Annotated in this window: 22 protein-coding genes; 7 read left to right on the top strand and 15 right to left on the bottom strand. The window is 52.9% G+C overall.

What is annotated here, in order from left to right; all coding sequences use genetic code 11:
* Nucleotides 1-48 precede the first annotated feature (48 nt).
* Nucleotides 49-1,596, bottom strand: coding sequence for a phosphoadenosine phosphosulfate reductase domain-containing protein (locus AC07ZE_RS29685; RefSeq protein ID WP_137807247.1), 1,548 nt, complete (start codon nucleotides 1,594-1,596; stop codon nucleotides 49-51).
* Between the two features lie 230 nt (nucleotides 1,597-1,826).
* Here AC07ZE_RS29685 and AC07ZE_RS29680 point away from each other — a divergent pair, with 230 nt between their 5' ends.
* On the top strand, nucleotides 1,827-2,492 hold the full coding sequence (locus AC07ZE_RS29680; protein ID WP_137807246.1) for a hypothetical protein: 666 nt from the start codon (nucleotides 1,827-1,829) through the stop codon (nucleotides 2,490-2,492).
* Nucleotides 2,493-2,689: 197 nt separating this feature from the next.
* On the opposite strand, the gene AC07ZE_RS29675 is transcribed toward AC07ZE_RS29680, so the two are convergent.
* The 4 genes from AC07ZE_RS29675 to AC07ZE_RS29660 all read right to left on the bottom strand — a co-directional run bounded on the left by AC07ZE_RS29675 (nucleotide 2,690) and on the right by AC07ZE_RS29660 (nucleotide 4,054).
* Nucleotides 2,690-3,103, bottom strand: a complete 414-nt coding sequence (locus AC07ZE_RS29675) for a hypothetical protein (RefSeq protein WP_137807245.1) — start codon at nucleotides 3,101-3,103, stop codon at nucleotides 2,690-2,692.
* 13 nt (nucleotides 3,104-3,116) lie between these two features.
* Nucleotides 3,117-3,431 carry a hypothetical protein gene (locus AC07ZE_RS29670; RefSeq protein ID WP_238347424.1) on the bottom strand — a complete coding sequence of 105 codons (315 nt, stop codon included), beginning with the start codon at nucleotides 3,429-3,431 and terminating at the stop codon, nucleotides 3,117-3,119.
* Between the two features lie 94 nt (nucleotides 3,432-3,525).
* The gene (locus tag AC07ZE_RS29665) at nucleotides 3,526-3,744 is read right to left on the bottom strand and encodes a hypothetical protein (protein ID WP_137807244.1); all 219 of its coding nucleotides are present in this window, start codon (nucleotides 3,742-3,744) and stop codon (nucleotides 3,526-3,528) included.
* 73 nt (nucleotides 3,745-3,817) lie between these two features.
* A complete protein-coding gene (locus tag AC07ZE_RS29660) occupies nucleotides 3,818-4,054 on the bottom strand; it encodes a hypothetical protein (protein WP_137807243.1) in 237 nt (78 codons plus the stop codon).
* Nucleotides 4,055-4,827: 773 nt separating this feature from the next.
* Here AC07ZE_RS29660 and AC07ZE_RS29655 point away from each other — a divergent pair.
* Nucleotides 4,828-5,238 (top strand): hypothetical protein, encoded by a 411-nt coding sequence (locus AC07ZE_RS29655; protein ID WP_137807242.1) that lies wholly within the window; start codon nucleotides 4,828-4,830, stop codon nucleotides 5,236-5,238.
* Between the two features lie 117 nt (nucleotides 5,239-5,355).
* Here AC07ZE_RS29655 and AC07ZE_RS29650 read toward each other — a convergent pair whose 3' ends face one another.
* From AC07ZE_RS29650 to AC07ZE_RS29640, 3 genes are all read right to left on the bottom strand, one after another.
* Nucleotides 5,356-5,970: a hypothetical protein gene (locus AC07ZE_RS29650; protein WP_137807241.1), complete on the bottom strand. Its 615-nt coding sequence runs from the start codon at nucleotides 5,968-5,970 to the stop codon at nucleotides 5,356-5,358.
* 531 nt (nucleotides 5,971-6,501) lie between these two features.
* A complete protein-coding gene (locus tag AC07ZE_RS29645) occupies nucleotides 6,502-7,404 on the bottom strand; it encodes an ATP-binding protein (protein WP_137807240.1) in 903 nt (300 codons plus the stop codon).
* Nucleotides 7,405-9,087: 1,683 nt separating this feature from the next.
* Nucleotides 9,088-9,405 carry a hypothetical protein gene (locus AC07ZE_RS29640; RefSeq protein WP_137807239.1) on the bottom strand — a complete coding sequence of 106 codons (318 nt, stop codon included), beginning with the start codon at nucleotides 9,403-9,405 and terminating at the stop codon, nucleotides 9,088-9,090.
* Between the two features lie 206 nt (nucleotides 9,406-9,611).
* Between AC07ZE_RS29640 and AC07ZE_RS29635 the strand changes: the two genes are divergently transcribed.
* On the top strand, nucleotides 9,612-10,259 hold the full coding sequence (locus AC07ZE_RS29635; RefSeq protein WP_202879040.1) for a hypothetical protein: 648 nt from the start codon (nucleotides 9,612-9,614) through the stop codon (nucleotides 10,257-10,259).
* A gap of 471 nt (nucleotides 10,260-10,730) precedes the next feature.
* A complete protein-coding gene (locus tag AC07ZE_RS29630; protein ID WP_137807238.1) occupies nucleotides 10,731-10,958 on the top strand; it encodes a hypothetical protein in 228 nt (75 codons plus the stop codon).
* A gap of 375 nt (nucleotides 10,959-11,333) precedes the next feature.
* On the opposite strand, the gene AC07ZE_RS29625 is transcribed toward AC07ZE_RS29630, so the two are convergent.
* The 4 genes from AC07ZE_RS29625 to AC07ZE_RS29610 form a co-directional block, all read right to left on the bottom strand.
* Nucleotides 11,334-12,011: a serine/threonine protein phosphatase gene (locus tag AC07ZE_RS29625; protein ID WP_137807237.1), complete on the bottom strand. Its 678-nt coding sequence runs from the start codon at nucleotides 12,009-12,011 to the stop codon at nucleotides 11,334-11,336.
* Nucleotides 12,008-12,712 (bottom strand): hypothetical protein, encoded by a 705-nt coding sequence (locus tag AC07ZE_RS29620; protein ID WP_137807236.1) that lies wholly within the window; start codon nucleotides 12,710-12,712, stop codon nucleotides 12,008-12,010. The genes AC07ZE_RS29625 and AC07ZE_RS29620 overlap by 4 nt, the downstream gene beginning before the upstream one ends.
* A complete protein-coding gene (locus AC07ZE_RS29615) occupies nucleotides 12,709-13,428 on the bottom strand; it encodes a MarR family transcriptional regulator (protein ID WP_171017119.1) in 720 nt (239 codons plus the stop codon). Before AC07ZE_RS29615 ends, AC07ZE_RS29620 begins: the two co-directional genes overlap by 4 nt.
* 169 nt (nucleotides 13,429-13,597) lie before the next feature.
* Complete coding sequence (locus tag AC07ZE_RS29610) at nucleotides 13,598-15,259, bottom strand: DUF4942 domain-containing protein (RefSeq protein ID WP_137807234.1); 1,662 nt, start codon at nucleotides 15,257-15,259, stop codon at nucleotides 13,598-13,600.
* A gap of 501 nt (nucleotides 15,260-15,760) precedes the next feature.
* On the opposite strand from AC07ZE_RS29610, the gene AC07ZE_RS29605 reads away from it, so the two are divergent.
* Nucleotides 15,761-16,198 carry a hypothetical protein gene (locus AC07ZE_RS29605; protein ID WP_137808223.1) on the top strand — a complete coding sequence of 146 codons (438 nt, stop codon included), beginning with the start codon at nucleotides 15,761-15,763 and terminating at the stop codon, nucleotides 16,196-16,198.
* A 186-nt stretch (nucleotides 16,199-16,384) separates the two neighbouring features.
* On the opposite strand, the gene AC07ZE_RS29600 is transcribed toward AC07ZE_RS29605, so the two are convergent.
* Together AC07ZE_RS29600 and AC07ZE_RS29595 are read right to left on the bottom strand one after the other, a co-directional pair.
* Complete coding sequence (locus AC07ZE_RS29600; protein WP_404940910.1) at nucleotides 16,385-16,648, bottom strand: tyrosine-type recombinase/integrase; 264 nt, start codon at nucleotides 16,646-16,648, stop codon at nucleotides 16,385-16,387.
* A 208-nt stretch (nucleotides 16,649-16,856) separates the two neighbouring features.
* Nucleotides 16,857-17,450, bottom strand: coding sequence for a site-specific integrase (locus AC07ZE_RS29595; RefSeq protein ID WP_238347426.1), 594 nt, complete (start codon nucleotides 17,448-17,450; stop codon nucleotides 16,857-16,859).
* A 22-nt stretch (nucleotides 17,451-17,472) separates the two neighbouring features.
* Between AC07ZE_RS29595 and AC07ZE_RS29590 the strand changes: the two genes are divergently transcribed.
* Together AC07ZE_RS29590 and AC07ZE_RS29585 are read left to right on the top strand one after the other, a co-directional pair.
* Complete coding sequence (locus AC07ZE_RS29590) at nucleotides 17,473-18,039, top strand: PstA family ABC transporter permease (protein ID WP_259332063.1); 567 nt, start codon at nucleotides 17,473-17,475, stop codon at nucleotides 18,037-18,039.
* Nucleotides 18,040-18,043: 4 nt separating this feature from the next.
* Nucleotides 18,044-18,817, top strand: a complete 774-nt coding sequence (locus AC07ZE_RS29585; RefSeq protein WP_137808221.1) for a phosphate ABC transporter ATP-binding protein — start codon at nucleotides 18,044-18,046, stop codon at nucleotides 18,815-18,817.
* A gap of 85 nt (nucleotides 18,818-18,902) precedes the next feature.
* Here AC07ZE_RS29585 and AC07ZE_RS29580 read toward each other — a convergent pair whose 3' ends face one another.
* Nucleotides 18,903-19,358: a DoxX family protein gene (locus AC07ZE_RS29580; protein WP_202879038.1), complete on the bottom strand. Its 456-nt coding sequence runs from the start codon at nucleotides 19,356-19,358 to the stop codon at nucleotides 18,903-18,905.
* Nucleotides 19,359-19,396 lie beyond the last annotated feature (38 nt).

Raw genomic sequence — 19,396 nt, 5'->3', positions numbered from 1 at the left:
TTAAAAAAAAATAGGATGATGCTGAAAACAAAAGACGAGCAGTGTTGGTCAGGCGAGCAGCGAAAATGACACTAGATTAGCGTTGTCCACAAAATGCACTGATTCATCATCGAGCTCGAACTCATTTGTTTCGTTGACGTTGGTGTAGTAAACACCTTTTTTAGAAATGACGGACTGGCAAGAAAGCTCATCGTCAACAGAGCGAAGGCCTTCAAATATTCCGTGGAATTCAGAGTCAACGAAAGGCAGCTCGACGGAACGGGAGATGTCCAGATCGGAACGCAGAAACTCTGTGTACTCCTCTGGGATGCTGTAGCGCTTCCCATTTTCGAAGATGGCCTTGTACTCAGCTAGGGCTGTGAATGGGCGCTGGTAGCTATGACGAGCCCACAGAAGATCAATCGCGAGAACCTCTTTCATACCAAGCAAGTTGAACCGGGGCGACGTTTGATTTTGCATCGCCCATTCAATCTCGTTGGCATCAATGGTCAGGGCATAGCGTAGAAGCTCGAGGCAGAAATCTGGGGCATACGCGTTCGCCGCAATTTTGATTGTGCCGTCATCAGCGTTGACGGAACGTGCAAGCCAGTTTCTAGCACTTGGGTCGTAGTGCCGTGCCTTGAGATAATTTCGAAAGGAGGAAAGGGGCGCCATCCAAGAGTATTTTCCGTCCTCCTGAGCAAGCATGTTTTCCATGCTTTTGTCAGAGCTCACCCGCAAGCACATCCAACACCCATGCCTTGCACCGCACGACGTTTTACGTTCTGCCGCGCCGTCTCGCATGAAAATGTTGACCATACAGTCGCCTGAAGAGTCGCGATACACCTGAGTCAGCTGGCAGAAATCCGAGTAAGTTTCGATTCGGCCGTTCGTAACCCGCCCAAGAAATGTGAAGACATCCATGGTGGTGAAGTCAGCGATCGGGCTCAAAATCCAGCTGGCCTTTTCCCCCTCTTTTGCTGTGTTCACGGGGACTATTGCGCTCTCGCCGCGGGAGGCCATGTTGCGACCGCGAACCGCCGATTCGTCACGGCGGGTACCGATCAAGGTTACGATCGAGTCATCTGAAAAAGCAGACCCCAACTCTTGCTTGATGATCGATTTTATTTGCCGTTTGGTGCGATCCATCGGTGACTTTTTCATTTGAATAGTGCACTTGGCCGAGTTGCCAGGCATCGATGCAACAGTTCGGCCGCCGATCAGTGAAATTAACCAGTTTTCACTGAGGTTGGGACTACACACCCACATGCGCACAGGAAGGCCTTTTCTCTCGGCGTAGGCCTTCAGGGATCGAATTTCCTGCTTGCTGAATGCATGAACCACCGGGTTTTCGATGAGCGTGTCAGAATTCAAAACGTGAAGCTCAGGTACTTCTACACCTTCAGCTTTGAGCTCTTCCATTGCTCTAAGGGTGAGGGCCAAAACCACAGAACTATCTTTTCCAAAGGATGTAGCCGCAACGACCCGCTTGCCTGCGCGGATCAGGCTCTTAATCACCTCCACAGCGTTGACCACTTTTTCGTCAAATGAAGGCTCCTTCACTGGGGTGGTCACCGGTGTCGCGTCCTGGAAGAGGGAAGTGGCGATTAGTTGCATCATGATGGCCTAGGAGTTGATTGATTCCCTCCACGGTATCTGGACGAAAAAAAATGCAAGCCATTGCACGAAGCTGAGCTGGGCGTAGGACAAGCTTCATGGTGCTGGCGCGTTCTCTCATTTCGACAAGTTGTCATCCGATAGCTTGTGAAACGTCGCTTACGGTTACTATCGTTAAGGGGCAATCGTCAGCAACGATCTGCGGACAGTACGATTAGGGGAGAGTCTTGATGAGCGAACACAGTGAAATGGTGATGGCCGCCGTGCTCGGTGTGATCAAGGACATGGAAGGCTGTGATACCACCGCTGAGGCAGATCAGCATCTAAGTGAGCTCAAGGGCTACATCCGAGCGATTACGGACCTGGGATTTGTACTGCCTGATACCCGATCTGATCTGGTCAGCAAAGCTGAAACCGCCCGCCGGCAGTGGTTTTCGACCAAAAAATGTATCGACCGATCTGATGATTTCAGATTGCTTGAAAACTTTATGAGTGCGTTATCTGCAGCTGCGACCGAGGAGGACATGTACGAATGCATCCTTGGCGCAGGGCTGTTGGCGGGATCTCTTCATGAGGACGGTGCAGTATCAATTGCAGAAGAGGAAGTCCTTCGAACACGAATCTCTACCGCGGCTCAGAATGCAGGAAAGCGCTTTGGCATCGAGAATCCCTTACAGACACTAAATGAGCAGGAGCCACGCTGTACGGTCGTTACAGCTCGTGAAATGATCGGAATTCTGTCCACGTTACCTGGTGAGCATCTCGACTTGCCGTTGGCCCATGAAAATGGACTCAATTACTTCGATTGCTCGCGCGTACCGGAGCTTACGACACGTGATAGTCGGACCCACCAATGGAGTGAGCAGAAGGATCCTGAGCAGGTGATAGTGATTTAAAAGGGCGGCTTGCAACACCTGGTGGCGATTGAGTCTTCGCCGCGCTTCTCACCATCCTCTGAGAGTGAACGTGCGAAGTTCCAACGCGCACTGGGTAGGGCAGGTGTCGGCTGCCGAAATAAATGCGAAATTTCGGAAATAGCTGCGACAAAAAAAGCCCGCGATTTGGGCGGGCTGGATGTTCAGCGACTTTTCCCTTATTTGTCCGTATGGATGACTACTTGGGCACCCTTACCGGTGACGATTGGACTGTTCGCACCTTGCGTTGAGAGATTCGTAGTCAGACACGATTGTTTGCTTACCAACCAGCCATAGGGTGTTTCTTTTGTGCGCTGCATTGTCAGCACGCACTTTTGGTTCAAGATCACTGCGTTGACGGTTGCTGTTTCACCGTCGATGACCGGCTCATCAACCAAGGTGAACATCTGCAACAGGAATTTAGGTGCCAGTTCTTTTGCTGCTGCCGCTGTACCTGGCTCGGTGCCTGTTTCGGTGTGCACTGGCTTGCTGCAACCGGCGAGCATAGCGAGCATCAGGGGCAGCAATAGCAGGGGGTGTTGGGTTGGCAGCATCACTGGGGGCGGCGACAAATGTCGTTTCATGGTGTTCATTACCTCTACCATCTCAGTCGTCTTGCGGATCTGCGGCAATGATTGCGTCTTGGACTACTTCGTCGTTGTCGAACCAGCCGTTTTCTGCAAGATCCAAATGATCATCGAGCATCACGCAGATGGCCAAAGCAGCTTTCGCAGGTTCACCACTGAACTCGCGAATCAGCTTCTCGACATCCTTGCGAAGCAGGTTGCCGGTTTCCAATTGACCGGTGCCGGGTTCGCGCTCGGGATCATCTAGAGTCAAAGGCTCCACGAGTTCTGCTGTTGGATTCAGCGTGACGCTCGCGCCGTCCAACGTCCGAAACTTCATTTCATTACTGTTCATCGTCGTATTCCGGATTCGAGGGAACGAAGTGTTCCTCTCCTACGACCTCAGCCCGCACGATGCGGGCTTGAGGGTGCAGCTGAGCGTTTTCTGCTTACTCGTCGTCAAATTCTTCAAGCTGGCCGAAAAGCGCGATTTCGCCCAAGTGGGTTTGATCGGTCTTTACGTGCTGAAGCTCGCGCAGAATCTTTTGAGCCAGCTCAAGAGCTTGATCCTTTGGGATCACCAGACGAATCAGGTCGGGATAGTGGGACTTCTCGGCCCAGACCGTATGGCCCTTACCTACTGTGAATTCAAAATCCTTGGTTGCCATTTCGATTTCCGTTGTTCGTGGAGCTGGTGGTGGACAGGGTGACTTGGGTGTACCTGGTGCGTTTTCCTCGGACTCAGTACGGATAGCGATGACGTGCTTTGGCGCGGTTGTTCGCTTCCTGGATAATGTACGGTGTAGCCATCCAGACCAGCCCCGTGAAGATCAACGCGACCAGCCCTGTGGTGCCGAACCACTTTGAATCATTAGAAAACAGGTACAGTGCGGCTATCGCGCTAACGCACATGCCTAGCGTCTGAATCGGAGCAACCTTGAGAGCGGAAATCGCCTCATCCATTGGGTTTCGTTTCACCTATTATTCCTTTGGTTCGTTGCAGCATTGGTAGAGCAGCCTGACGTTTGATTTCCATCTGGCGGCATGGCCATCGCAGGCAATCGGTACTCCAGACCAATCTCCAATTCATCCCTGTTGGGCTGTTCGGTATTTCCTCTCACACCTGGTATTCGGCCTACTGCTCGGCGGCGACAACTGGTTTGCCGTCGTGGGGAAAAGAGCCAAGGCGGTTATTCACCAGTGCGTTCAACGCACCGAACTTCATCGACTAACCTTCGCAATCTTCTCATGAGAAGAATAAAAGCAAGCCTAAAGACTGCCCCTTTCAAAGGAGCAATTAGTCGTTCAAAAACTGATGAAATCGATCTTGCAGGTATGCATTGACCTGCGAGAGTTGAGCGCAACATGGTAGGGCTTCCGTCGGCTTCACTGTCAGGGTTGCATTGAAATTATGCTTGATCCTGAGTGCGCAGAGGGTGAGATGTGTGAGAGCTCTAACCACCGGCCCGCCCTGGTCTTCACGGACAGTTCCACATGAGTCGCAGCTATTACCGACAGGAGTTAGGCCAGTCGCAAGAATTGCCATCAGCAGTCGCAGGTCTTTCGAAAATGTGTAGCCGCCAATTGAGGCTTTCGACAGTCAGATGTCGCAACTATTTCGGAAACGTCAGCTGGTACTGCAATCGGAAATTATTATCTCCAAACCACTGGATATATCTCCAGGTCGCCCCCATCTTATGAGTTAACGCGCTTTCACATCCCGTCGTCAGCGCACTCACCAGGAAATACCAATGAAGCAGATGCATTTCGTACTCGGGTCTTTGTCCCTCTCGCTCGCCCTCTTGGCCAACGCAAGCGAAGCCAGTGATCACCGTCGTGTTGAATTCCCCTCCACGCAAGGCAACTACGTTCAGATCTATGATCAGGACGGGCAGAAGACTTTTGAGATGGCCAGTGTGGACGTCAATGGCAAGGCCCAGATCGCCAAAGGCGCACTCACTCCCTCGAGTAGGCCGATGAGCTACGATCGGCCTCTGGAAGACATCACTGTCGATTTCGGGCCATGCGGTCTGGGCAAGTTTTACCAAACGAATCCTTCCCTGGGAATTGTTAAGTTTCCGGGGTTTCAAGGCGAGACAGGAAACTGTGCAATCCAGAACCCAGCGTCAGATTGGATTCGTCTTTCCACTGAAGTTAAGTGAGCGCGTATGAGCCAAGCTTAGCTGGCTTGGGGTCCTGCTAACTGAATCGCCCCCAGCGTCCAACGGCTGCGTGATGAACAAATCGCGAGTACTGCCGAAACCTGGTGGGCGCTTCAGTTAACAGCGAGCGCTCTGATGCTCAAGCGTATCTATACGCCGGACAACCCGTCGCAGTGTCGATGCAACCGCAGTCGATCGTTCCGATGCCCTCTCTACAGCCGAGAAGTAGGAGTGGACATCTGGTGAAGCTGACTCGAGCTCACCCGCAAGGGCGATGACAAAATTTACAAACACAAAACCTTCATCAATTTTTTTCCCGCTGCCAATTATCGGCCCGTCTTCGAGTTCGAGCACAAATCCAGAGCCGCAGGATGCTGATTCGCGCAAAAGCTTTATTCGTCTGCCAAATTGCTCTCTAAGTCGCCTCGTGAGTGTGCCGTGGTGGTATGTTCCTGCACCCTCAAAGAAGTCAGCCAACTGCTGTGTCAACGCGTAGACAGACCTCCAATGCAAAACGCTGGCTTGTTCGTTCCGCGCTTCCCTAGCAGCAACGCGATCGTCAAAGTCAGTCATTGAAATACGACCTTCCTTTACATCGCGCAGCCACTGCTGATCTTCCTTCCAAAGAAACTTACCACGCAGGGCGTAGATGTATTTGTCGAGGTAATGCATCTGGCCATGTTTGCGCAGGCGAGCAACCTGACACTCTATTTTCGAATTGCGATTGAACATGTCTGGCGCGTCCAGTGCGTCCATCAGATCGTTTAGTTGGGCGGCCGCTGAAATTGCATCTTGGAGGCAGTGAAGAAGATTCACTGCCTGGAACGTTCCCGCTCTGAATTCGCGAGGTCGCCGCGGGCCTCCGTAGGGAATGGAGGTCGCTCGTTGGACGATGTCGGGAAAAGTGTTGGGCAGTCCGAAGAAAAAGCTAAAGCGCTCTCCGAGTTCCACTCGTTTTGCCGCACACCACGTGCGGGATCTTTGCTGTACTTGGACAACCTCAGGTAGTGATTGGACGAGAGTTGATATCCGGGAAAACTGCCTGTGGGTGTAGCACCGATTTCTGCCTTTAGGTAACTCGAACCACCCATCATCAACCGCAGAGAGCAGTTCGCCTACGACATCACCACTTGGATGGAGAGGAGGTAGGGGCAACCTATTTCTCGTTGCCGCCGCGGTGATGACAGTGTCAGTAGTATGAGATTCGCAAAGGTGCATCGCAGTGATCCGGATGGGGTTACATGCGAGGCATTCTCCCAGGACTTACGTTTTTGCAAGAACGCTGGGTTTGGACACTGTGATGGTGAATTTTCCAGTCCAGGATGTACGGTCTGGTTGCCCAGAAGCCTTGGCTTGTTCGAATCCAGTCGCCGTGAAAGTGGCATGTTCGCCATGGCGAATGAACCCTCCTTTACCTTCGACTATCAGTGGAATGCCACGATCCGGATAGTGAGATTTCGTGAGCTCAAACTCCATATCTGATGGTCCGCCTTGCTTGCAGACGAAAAGGCCAACTTTCCATAATCTAGCCTGCTCAATTAGACGTTGAAGGCTTTGATTTCGCGCCCCTTGGTAGCGCTCATCAAGTATTACGATGTCGCCGGCCGTGGGGTTAATTTGAGCTAGATCGAAATTATGGACATCACCGACTTCAAGGCACCGACCAGGGAAATCCCGGTAAAGGGAATCCCAAACTGCAGGTGGCCAGCCAACGGGTTTTGATGTGAGGAAAAACAATCTGGCATTGGTCGTGGCCATGGCCTGGCCGGCGAGAACAAGGGCCGTCGTCGATTTACCGCAACCGACCCACCCACAAACAATTACGAGAGGTTGTTCGGAGGTCAAGTTGACGGTCTTGGTTTCACCATTATCAAGAGGCAGCGTGAAGCTGGCGATAGCAGATCTACTCTGGCCGGCCAGCCACTCGTTTACTCGGTTCCAAGGCAGGGCAAGGCCATGCTTAAGCGCTGCTGCATCCTGAGCTTGGTGGAGTGGAATACCTTGAGCCTTGGCGAGCTTTTTGGCGTCCTTCTTGACTTGATCAATAGTTGCGCCGGATGGGAATCGGGTTTCGTTGGACAAAGCAATCTCCTGCTCGGCTTTAGCGCCACGCCCACAAGGCGCATTACCGATAGGCAATGCTTCGAAGGAAGTTTTTGAAGCCATGGCCTGATCCGGCCTTCGCCCAGGTGGGCGTGCAAGCGTTGGCGTACGCTCACGGCAATCATGCCTGAGGCATAAAATTAAGCAACTGGGAGCATGACTGGCTAAGGCAACTAAGCCTTGAGCCAGCTGAAGTTGGTACTTCTACCTACCCGCGATACCTGGTGAGGGTCAGCGATACCCTCTATAGGGGCGGAATGGCTTCTTGCACGATTTAATTCAGGTTGAACATGGCATTCATGGCGTTCGTTGGCATGCGCACGCAGTCGAATTGCGACAGTAGCTACAGAGGAGGGATTTCTTATGAATGCGTGGTTCTCGAAGCATGTGCCAAAAATGTGGGGACGCTGGTGGGCAGCAAGACTCTTGGCCACCACTGCGTGTTCGGCTTGGCTCAATGAAAAAAATCAAGATTTCACGCGGTGGCAAAGGGTGAAACGTAACGGTACCGCTTTGGCGCTTTTTCTTTGGCCAGCCAGGCTGCCAGTCAGTATCAATATCAGGCAAAGTGCATGCCGGGAGGGGGAACTGTGAGAGGTCGTCGATGGCGCGAATACCATATGAGCAGGAGAAGGTCCTGAGCGATGCTTTAAGTAGTGCAGTGGCGGAATTTGTTGCTTCGAAGGATCGGTTTGATGTCGAGGGTAGAGCCTATATTCCTGGTGGATGGTTCGATCGGATTAAACGTAGGGTGCAGGGATGGACAGTACCCGAGCGTGGGTGGACAGCTACATTCCCCAGCAAATTTGTAGAGCTGACGATTCCATTTTCTGACGTCCTGTTTAGTGGCAGCAAGGCACGGCCAATGACAATCGACTGTCGGTTGATTGTCTCGGGAACATTCAATTACTACACAGACGATGAGCGTTCTGATATGGCCGTCCAACAGACAATGGACCGGTCTGATGAATATGCATGCCGCGAAATGCTGGGGAACCTATTTGCACCGCGTTCATGCCAGATAGGCTCATTGCCGCTGATCGTAGCAACGGAAGGGAAGAATCGCGTAGCGCTGTTTAAGGCGCATAGACGGCCGATGCAGACCATGGTTGCAGCCACACCCTATCCGGATGCCTCAGATCTGATGATTCATCGTTCCTGGCCATGTAGGATTTATAGTCTACGTTATGGGCAATGTCGGCGTGTGCTCCCGCTACCTGATGCCGTTCTCCCAATCCTCAAAGCCTATGGTGTGAGGTCGTCGCAATCGCCGATGTTTTCCATTCAGGATTATTTAGACTTGCGGCGTGCGAGAGCCGATATATGCAACTGTCAGATGAGGGAGTGATTGCCTCGCCCCGCGTGTGCCGAGCGGCTTAGACGCGCCTGAATGCCTGGCGCACAATCGCTTTTATAGTCTCGATACATTGCTGCGAATGCCGCGACGGCTTCCTGATGGTTCGGCGGGCTTTTCTACGGCCGGTCACGGTCTCCATACGATGGATCTGCTGGGAGTGACTGGACCCAAATGCATAACTTCATTAAGCCAATAGCTAGAAAAAAAGATACGACAACACATGCATGTTTGAATTGCAGACTTTGCGATTCAAAACCCGACGCGCCTAACCACCAATTGATTTGATAGGCCAGCCAATAAACTCCCTGGTAGATCAATAATGTGAGCAGAGCCGCAATTATTAGGAACACTCCAAACATGCCCTCAGAATTGTTCATATCCGTTCCCCCTTACACCCGAGAAGTGTCGTAGGCCCAATGCGTGTGGTTGTAATCCAGCCGACCAAAAGCAGCGTTACAATCGTGAATCATCACCATGAAACGCGCCCTGAACTGGCCTCGTTCGTTGTACTGTTCCATGTCGAACTCTTCGTTCAGTAAGGCGCCTATATCGCCGTCAATCCGTGAAGCGGCTTCAACATCGCTACGTTCACGGGCCGCAATGTAGTGGGCCGCAAGTGTGCAAGCTGATTTCAGAATCGACGGAGGAAAGATTGATTCTTGCTCTGCCAGCTCAGGCAGGGTGAATGGGTTGCTTGGCTTGAACATTGTTCTCTCCATTTACGTTATGACCCGAAAATTTCTTCGTTGCGGACTACTGAAGCCCGCATCGACGGGCTATTTAGTGTGCAACGGACTTTAATCGAAAAACATTTCTGATCCTTCTAAATCATGCCCCTATTCGGGGGCTAATACCCACCTGGCAGGAGGGCGGTAGGGGATAGCCTCATTCTTCCACCCGAAGAGGTTTCCCTATGCCTACCAGTGACTCCATACCGGCCGTCTCTCCAGCCAGCGACTCCGATTTGCCCTCCTACAAGGATTTGCTTGCGGAGACCATTCAGCTTCGGACACTTCTTGGCCAACAGATGGTGAGTGCCTGCCAGATGGTTGAGTTTGTTCGAACCTACGGGAGTCCGATTACGAAGGTGGCAGGCGGAGCCGCGCACCTTCTTTCAGAACTGCTCGGGCAGCAGTTGTATGAGAGTGATCCTGAGAATTACATTCAGCTCAGCTTTGATAGTGCAATGTATCCGGTTGGTGGCGACATCGTGGTCACCCTGCAGCGTACGTCTGGCCTGACGCCTCATGAACTCCGACTTCTGGCCGAGGAGGAGAGCGAGCAGCAGAAACAGCGCTGCATTCTCTTGAAAGACGCTTTGGACAATCAACTCCGGCAGGTAGAAGGGAAGGTTGAAGGTCCTGTCTTTGTCGAGTCAGCCTTAGCTAAATTGATTGAATCGCCGGCGGTAAGTGAATGGCTGAAAAGCGCCCTCAAGTCCGCGCTGGATCGTGACTGTGTGGATGCGGCGAATGATGCTGAAATCCTTGCCGATTTGCTGGGTCGTCGATGCAACTCGCTTTTGATGGGAGCGACGCAGCATCTGCTCGGTCAGGGTTAGGTGATGAGGTTCTATTCCTCGTACCAAAAGAATCTTTTCAAGCCAGCTCACCAGCCTTGTGGGCTCGTGCTGAATGAGGTCCAAAGGAGGGATAAATGCGTTATGTGATTAGCGCTCTGTCACATTATCTAAGTGGGAAAATCACGACTCGTCATTTTGTCTATGCCCTTCATAAGAGACCGCCGGCCGTTATTAGTAAGGGTCGCACGTGGGTGATAGATCCTGACTTAATTTTATAGTGTTCAGGCATGAACTGGTGGACCGTCTTATGTGGGGGATCTTTAGAAGCATTATTAAGAAATATCAGTGTCCGTTTAGAACATTGAAAAAGTTGTGCTTTTTTGAAAAAAAACGATTTGTATGGCGTTGCATGTCGGCGCTTAGGGGTTAATTTAGTTTCGTAAGCAAAGCAAATGTGACTTTGCAGAACTAAGTAATTATTTGGCCGTAGTGCCGCAAGGAGATTTAACGATGGGTATCAAAAAAACTGTATTAGGTTTCGCAATCGTCGCTCTGTTCGCTGCAACCGGCGCCAATGCAGGTAATGGCGGCAATGGCAGCGGTAATCCAAAGAACGACGCCGGCCACCCTACCAAGGAAGCTGTGGCTCGCTATGTTTGGAAAGATGGCAAACTTGTGCCTAATCCAAAACGTGCTGAAGATCGTCACGATGGTATTCAGGCCGTCGTTTCCAAGTAGGGTACTAACGCGTTACCAATAATACTGAGCCCCCGTATTTTTAGTGCGGGGGCTTTTCTGTGTGCGGAAATAACCTTTAGACTATTAGAAGTTTGCATGGGCAGTTGCGCTATTTAGATTCAACCTCAGCGAACAGCACCTTGACGATGTCACCCCGAGGGTCGTCTGTCTCCTGAATGAACTCAAGCGCCCCTTCCGTAAAAGTGAATTCGAAATCTCCATCAAGATATCGCCAGTTCTCGATGATGCTGGCGGTGTAAGTTCGATTCCCATTGGTTATTGTTACAATCTCACTGGCCAAGTATTTGGCGTATTGAAGCAATGTTTCCGTCGATACGGAGCCGTTCGCTGTCCCTCGCAACGTTCTCGGATATTTCATATTTGCACCACTATCCAGGTGACGTCGTCATCGACATGGGTGGGATCGGGAGCATCGAGCCCAAGCAGTTGAATTTGCGCTGCATCGCTCAAATCAGCCCAGAAACCGTCAGTTGCAAACACCAGCGTTTCACCCGCGATGGCCGCTCTTGTGACGAATTCTGGATCTGGCTTCTTCCGTGCTTTGAAACTGCGGCTGATTTGGTGCCGACCTTTGTCTGTTGCCAGCTGTCTATGACTGCGATCACGCCTCCAGTTGGCGAGGCAGTGTGGTGCAGTGATCCAAGCGATGGGGTCAGTGTGGGACGTTACGCCTGCGCTACAGTCACCTTCATATGCAACGGTAAGCAGTTCACCGGAAACCACTGCGACGAGATAACTTGCCGATCCTGTGACTCCGCCCGAGAAGAGTGAGGAGTGTGCGTCCTGGAGCACATCCTTTAGCAGTGTCTCGACCTGGTCATGACCCGAGTCAGAAACACCATTTTCGATTCGTGCCTGATACCCTGTGAAAATCTGATCGACCAATGCCTGGGCCAATTGCCCGCTGCCGGGCTTGGAGGTGCCATCGACGACGACAAAAATACCTCGAACGCCATCAAATGCCGCCCCGACGCGATCCCGATTTTCGTCGCGATCCTGACCCTTAACGGTCCTTGTTGAGTACCGGATCATTTGACGTTGCTCAACTGTTTTAGACGCTGAAAAATAATCTGGCCTCGACCAGGATTTGCGCTGACTGAATGCGAACTTTCAATCACGTATTGAAGAGAGTTGAGCGCCAGCAGTCCGGCAATACCGGCCGCGATATACGTTCGCAACTCCTGATCAGCCTGTGTAACCTCCTCAAGCAGGCTCTCTCGACCGTCCACCACCAGAACGATATCTTCGACATCTTTATGGTAGGCATCGCCTTCGCCGCGACCTTTGAATGCTTCGAGCTTTGTCGCGACAAAATACGTTGGTTTGAAAATTTTGATCGCAATCCCGCTGGGAAGCGTAATGGTTTCTGCGTTCGCTAAACCATCCACAAACCATCTGTTTTCGTACCCAAGGATCTCCTTTACTGATGGCATCACATCGACAATGACGTCGTTGAACTTGAACCTGCACGTCACATCACTGTGCTCAGCGGTAATCTTGAAACCCTGTGCCGCCAAGCGCTCTGTAAGTCTTTGCCAGTCAGCTATGCCACCAAGCTCGATCACAAGGTCAACGTCATCAGTGCTGCGGATGTCGTCCAGCACAATGTCGTCAGTGCAAAGAAGCCAGGTTGTGGAGCCGCCTACGAAGGCGACCTCATTCAAAAGCTCGTCGCCTAATCCTTCAGCGACGGCGCTCAACATTTCGTAGTTGTGATCTGAGGCGATGCTCAAAGGCCCATACCTTTCTTTAGGAGTTGAATTGCAACGCTGGTTTCGCGTGGCCCGCCCAGCCTGATGGAGTCTACTAGGGCTAAGTAGTGGTACAGGGTGCGATCGTTCTTTACAGCTTCTGGAACGGTCTTGTAGATAGGCTCGATTGCTTGGCCTCGCTCCTTTCCTTGAGGGTCGGGCCAGACATGGATAATTTCTCCTGCGCTTTTGAGGTGCCTAGTGAGCACAGGAGATGCGAAGCCAGTTGGAATCCCCCTTACTAGGGCGCCAGGCTTTACTGGGAAGAAGTACTTCAGGGCGTGCTCAGTGATCTTCAAAAGAGCAGGGCGATTCACCTTGGGCAGGGAGGTTTCATAGTCGTTCGTTACAAGCCCTGCCTCTCGACACCGAACGATTGAGTTTGAGATTTCACTTTTGCTCAGGCCTAAGGATTCAGCGAGTGCCCTTAGGGTGTAGCGATCTTTCCATTCCGCCACAGTCTTTGTCTGGCCAATATCATCATCGTCCCAACCCTGCCATTTGAACGAATCCGCATCGATGATTCGCGCGACGGCAGCTCCTATGTCGACATTGGCTTCGTCAGACGGAGGGGAAGTGATGAATGTTGGTTCGGGGCTATAATCATCCGGCAGTAGGTCAATGAAGGAAATGCCACCCCAGGCCACGGTTTGGCGACCTGTTGGCGACACTTCTTCCTGCGCGTGAAGGCTCGCCATTTTGTACAGCAGTAAAATGTCTTGACCTTTCAAAATAACCCGCCCTCTACGTGTCCACGTTCCATAAAACGTGGACAAATGTCGCACGCTGTTTTTGTAGGTGTCAAATTTATTTCCAGCCGCAAGGGGGGCTCCAGCCGAGCTCAGTGCTGTTGTCTCGGCGGACGGATTAGTGGACGCTTCGGATGGCTTTAACCATAACAACTGACACTCCAGTGCCATCAAACTCGTTTGAGTAAACCTTCGACCACTCAAGCGTCCAACCAGGCAGCACGTTCTTATTTTTCAGGCTTGCGGGAAGAATGGCGACCAATCGACCGCTGGCGATTAAAAGTTCTGAGGCGGCCTGTAGATGGGCGAGGGCGCGGCCATCCGAAAACGGTGGGTTCATGATCACGCAGCTAAAGCGCCTTGTCGTACTTGCTGCCCACTTGAGGAAATCACCCTCTACGGTATTGAACCCTTTCGCTCGCAGTATCTGACAATGCAATGACGATATTTCGACGCATGTAGTCTGAGACTTTGGAAGTTTGCACGCGATTCCGCCTTGCCCGGCAGATGGCTCGAGAATTTCATCGTCATCCTGAATGTCGGCCATTTCAACGGCTTCATCGGACATAGTGTCTGGAGTCGGGTAAAACTGATGCGATTTTTGATCCGGAACGCAGCCACTGATGATGATCCGATCCAGAGCCGATCTAGGGTCGTAATCGAACTCATACCAGATGAAGGCGTTGATATTCATTCGAACCCCGCCCAGCATGTGGAGAACGTTCTCAGCGCCTTTTTTGGCCTCGTTTTTATCGAAGTTTTTAAACCTTAAGGCGTATGGGTTCGCTGTAATTTCATCCCTGCCAACTCGACCTGGATGGACCATATCGGCAAGAAGGTGGATTACTTCAAAGGGCAACGGTTTGCCGATCAGCTGAAATTCTTTGTGCGGGTTCTTAGGCCTAGTGCGAAATTTTGGAGGAATAGCAGTTGGGTACAGAGTAGCCAGTAGGCTGTTAAGCGACCACGCAAGATCCGGGTTTACTTCGCAGTGAACCGTACCGCGTTTGTAGAGGCGCATACGCAAAGCCCCACCATCAACGATGTGCCAGGTTCCGTAATCCCGCTGCATCGCTTCTAGGAGAGGCCCGGACGTGCCATATCGTGGGGCGGATCGCCCCATGAACTTCGCGATAACACAGCGAAGGTCATGGATGTATCCTGCATTCTCATAATTGATACCGCCATCTTTATAGAGCATGTGGTTAATAATGAATATTTTTGTAAAGCCCTCAGGCTTGTTGGTGACGTGATCACCGCTCAACGCTCTAAAAATTCCATCGACTTGTTCGGCAAAAAACTTTGTTCGATCAGACAGCAGCGCATTTAGAGTGGAACGGACAGTCGTCTCTTCAAAATCAGGTGCCTGACGACTCTTGATCTGATTGTCCCATTCATCCCTTCTTGCTTTGGGCATCGCCTCATATACGTCAGTAAGTGCAAGTGCTTTGGTCCAGTAGGTGCTGTTCAGGTATGCCACAGCGCCTTCCAGGCTGAAAAGCCCACCTGACGATACAGACGCGCTTTGACCAGGTTCTAACGAATTCCCCTCAATGAAATAGTGAAGTGTGGATCGGAAGTCTTGTCCACTCATGAAGTCCACAACGCTATTCATGTTGTTGAGAGTTGCTGTGTACTCACCAAGGAGCCTGTCGACAAGGTCGGCCTGCACCGGTGCGAAGAATCTCTCGGACGGGTCAACAAGATCGCCCTCGATGGGGTGGAAGACCTCATGCGAAACGGCGTGCAGGGACTTCTGGTCTCCGTGTTGGTGAGTCATGTCGGCTCCTGGGGCAAACAATAATGTGTGTCCCTACCGTCTCACTATCTTCAAAATTGCAACCATCAAATGTGATTCGGATACTTGTTTGATGTCTTGAATCCCATGATGCGAAGAGCTACTTTATCGTCCATTCAGAACAGCAATTGATTGTCGTTCTGTGGGAGCTGACCCTGGTCAGCACTTCAAGTACGCGGCCTTACCTTCAAGGTGAGTGACTGCGATCAGATACCAGCCATGAGCTGGATTAAAGCCTACCGGGCGCTCTCTCCCGGTGGGGTGGGGGTGCCTCGGTGAACTGGAGGTACAACCTATGTCGAATAAACCATGCTTTTGTGGGTTCTTGTCTCTTGAAGATGCTCTACATCACCGAACCTCATCTGGTGGGTGGGTTTTTGAGGGGGAGGGGGGCCAAGTGATGTGGTTTGCGCACACATTTCGCCCTACAAGCATCTTCACGCACTACGCCCTCACAGGTATTTCCGGCCGGCTGGTGTGATTATGAAAATCTTAACCGTGGTTCGGCTGCCATCAGAGGACAGTGGGCTTCAAAACTCCATTGTTCGACTACACAACCGCAACATCGACTCGAAACGAAAAGATCGAAGCAGATTTTTCCGTCGTGAGCCGGTGGTGATATGCAACAGAGCAAATGGTGCCAGCGTCTTAAGGTATGTGATGGGCACTCCTGGTGGAATATCCATTACTAAAAATGCTGTAGCACTCGATTACGATGCGATCGACGTCCTGGGCGTCCGCTTTAATGATCAAGTCGAGCTGGAGTTGAAGCGGGCATCCTCCGCGGAAATCTATAAGTGGTTTTGGTTTCACCCTGACCTGAACGTTCGTATCTCCATTCGTTTAGGGATTACGGGCGGGGTACTTGGGATCCTGGGATTCTGCGTTGGTCTGCTGCCCTTCATACATTTAACTTTGTAACGTAGACAAAAAACCCGGTCTTAGGACCGGGTTTCTTTTTTGGGCTAGCTGCAGATTTTCACCGGTCGGTACCTGTCACCGTCGGCGATAAGGGGGTCATGCCGAGATAAGGGAAAATTAGGACATTAGACCTGTAACATTATGTTTTTAACTGTTTTTTTCGAAATTCGGATTCAGAACTTGGGGCTAGGTCGATGGTTTACGTCGTAATAACGAGCCAGCGGCGTTTTCTTCGAAGGCTCTAGCCTCCTCGATATAGGCGTGTACGGTGCCATCGTGCCGCCAGCCACCCTGGCGTTTGATCTCGAGGAAATCCGCCCCAGCTCGGTGGGCGCTGGTGGCCAGCCCTCGGCGCAGGCTGTGGCTGCTCATTTTGGGTGCGTACAGCACCCCCGCCTCTTGAGCACGGGCTGTCAGGATAGCGTTGACACTCCTCTCGTGCAGCGCCACATCGCCGACGCTGCCCCAGCGGCTGATACGCCGGAACAGCGGTCCCTGTTCGATCTGAGCGACATCCAGCCAGCACCGCAATGCCTTCGCTGGACAGCAGAGGCCGTCGCCGTAGGGGATCGCCTTGTTCAGCCCCTCGCCCTCTTGATCGGTTTTGGAGCGCGGCAGCGTGATCTGGAGACCTTCCCGCTTGTGTCTTGCGGTGGAATTAGACTGAGGACGAGAGCGGTGAGTGGCAAGCTGAATGCCCGGAGTAGCCCACCTGGAGCAATGCGCTGTCACGCAATGCTGATAGCCCTTCGAGCGTATTCAAGTACGCCACAATGAGTTCGAGATCCTCCAACAGTAAGGCTTTGGCCTTTTGCTGCGGCCGCCCGTGCACCCGCTCAATGCCACGCAAGGTTTTGCGTACGGTGGCGCTGGCTGCCAGGTCAGGAAACCCCTGATAACAGTGCCATTGCGACAGCGACAGCGCCATCAGGCGTAGGGCCACGGTGCGCGAATTCAGCTTTTGCGCGAAGGACAGCAGGTAGCGAATCACCACCGCCTCATCGCACGGCAGCGCGCCACCCCAGACCTGAAAGTGGCGGATGGCTGAGCGGTAGGTACGCCGGGTATTGTCGGCGGTCGCGGCCGCAAGAAAGCGCTGATGTTGCTCTGCCAACTGTGCGGGGGTGGTGAGCGTACCGGGGGTACGTATCAGCGCAATCGGGCGCAGCGGCGGCATCGGACCAATCATCTTCTCCACCGCGTGGGTGCTGTTCATCTGCCTGGGGCTGGTGGTGCCGCTGGGTCTGGGCACAGCCCTGTTCCTGGTGGAGCAAATGCGTCCCGACAGCCGTCTCAACCTGACGCTGCAATGGGCGTTGGATGGACTTGGCGCTGTACCGTCGGTGGTGTTCGGTCTGTTCGGCCACCGCTTGTTCGTGGTTGAACTCGGATGGGGTTATTCATTACTGGCCGGTGGCAGCACTCTTGCTTTTATGGTGCTGCCATTATTTATCCGCGGCTGCGAGCAGGCCTTGCGCGATTGTCCGCACAGCTACCGTCAGGCAGCCGCAGCGCTGGCGATCTCAAGGGTCGGTTACATACACCGTATCCTGTTGCCTTTCGCTGCGCCTGGAATTTCCGCTGCGCTTGTGCTGAGTGCCGGTCGCGCCCTTGCGAAAACTGCCGTGCTGCTGTTTACCGCCGGCTACGTGATGCGTTGGCCGGAAAGTTTGTTCGACTCTGGTCGCACCCTAGCCGTGCATATCTACGATCTGGCCATGAACGTCTCGGGCGGCAGCCCAGCTTCGGCAGCCACGGCCCTGGTACTGCTTGGGTTCGGTCTGATTATCCAACTGTCTGCCTGGTGGATCGGCAGGCGGCCCTTAACCTTCGCGAGATAAGCCCATGAGTCAGCCTCCTGCACTTAGTATCCAGGACCTCAGCGTGCACTATGGCGAGCATGGTGCACTGCTTAACGCCTCCCTTGAGGTGGCGCCCGGCGAGCTGATGGCCGTGGTCGGCCCCAGTGGCTGTGGCAAGAGTAGCCTGCTTTCGGCTGTCAACCGCATGAGCGACCTGGTGCCTGGAGCCCGACTCAGCGGCCGTGTGCTGATTGACGGTCAGGATGTGCTGGGTGGCAAGGTGGATGTCCAGCGGCTGCGCCGACAGGTCGGTATGGTGTTCCAGCAGCCCAATCCGTTCCCCCTGAGCATTGCCGAGAACATTCTGTTTGCCCTGCGCGAACACGGGGTGCGTGAAAAGGTTGAATTGCACAGGCGGATGGAACAGGCACTACAGTCCACTGGGCTGTGGAGCGAGGTGCGTGGCCGACTGGACAAGCCCGCCTTGGGGTTGTCTGGGGGACAGCAGCAGCGTCTGTGCTTTGCCCGGGCTCTGGCATTGGAGCCGCGCGTACTGCTGTTGGACGAGCCGTGCAGTGCTCTGGACCATATTGCCAGCGCGACGGTTGAAGGACTTATTGAGGACCTGAAAGGTCGTTACACCTTCCTGATGGTGACCCACAACCTGGCTCAGGCGCGACGACTAGCCGATCACGTCGCAGTGTGCTGGGTGCGCGACGGATGCGGCTGTGTGCTGGACAGTGGTCCGGCCTGTGAACTCTTCACTAGGGCCAGCGATCCTCTCGCTCACCAATACCTGAATGGCATGCTGTGTTGAGGTCATGAGGTGATCCAGCCGTAAAGGGGAACATTGTTGTGCTTCTGAGGTGTCTAATTTTCTTCCGTCATGGAGTATCGGTTTTCTACTTCGAGGATGGATGAGAGATGCCGAGAAATTCACCGAGGAAATGATCGAGTGAAAGACGCCCTGGTCCGATGGCGATCAGGGCAACAGCCATGGTCGCCCACGGCAGATGGAAGTTCGCCCACCCGTCCGGCACAATGAGTTGGATCACTGCCGTCATGCCGAGAAGCCCCAGGGCACTGAATCGCGTAGCAAGGCCGAGGACTAACAGGATGGGGAAAACAATCTCAGCAGTGCCGCTTGCGAAGGCGAGCGAGTCCGGGGCGGGAAGGTCATAAATCTGTCCGAAGACATGGAGCTTGAATTCTTCCTGGAACAGGAAACCCGCCGTCGGGGACAGTGACAGGAAACCATCCCATTTGGTCAGCCCGGACTTGAAGAAAGGTAGCGCCAGCGCAACCCTAAGCAAGAGTGGTGCGACAATGAATGCTGCCTTTGACAGCCACTGGAGCACGGAATTAACCACCTTTGGAACGCAATCCCATCGCGGTA

It is taken from the genome of Pseudomonas sp. GW101-3H06 (genome assembly GCF_059424605.1).
This window is presented reverse-complemented; position numbering and strand designations above follow the sequence as displayed.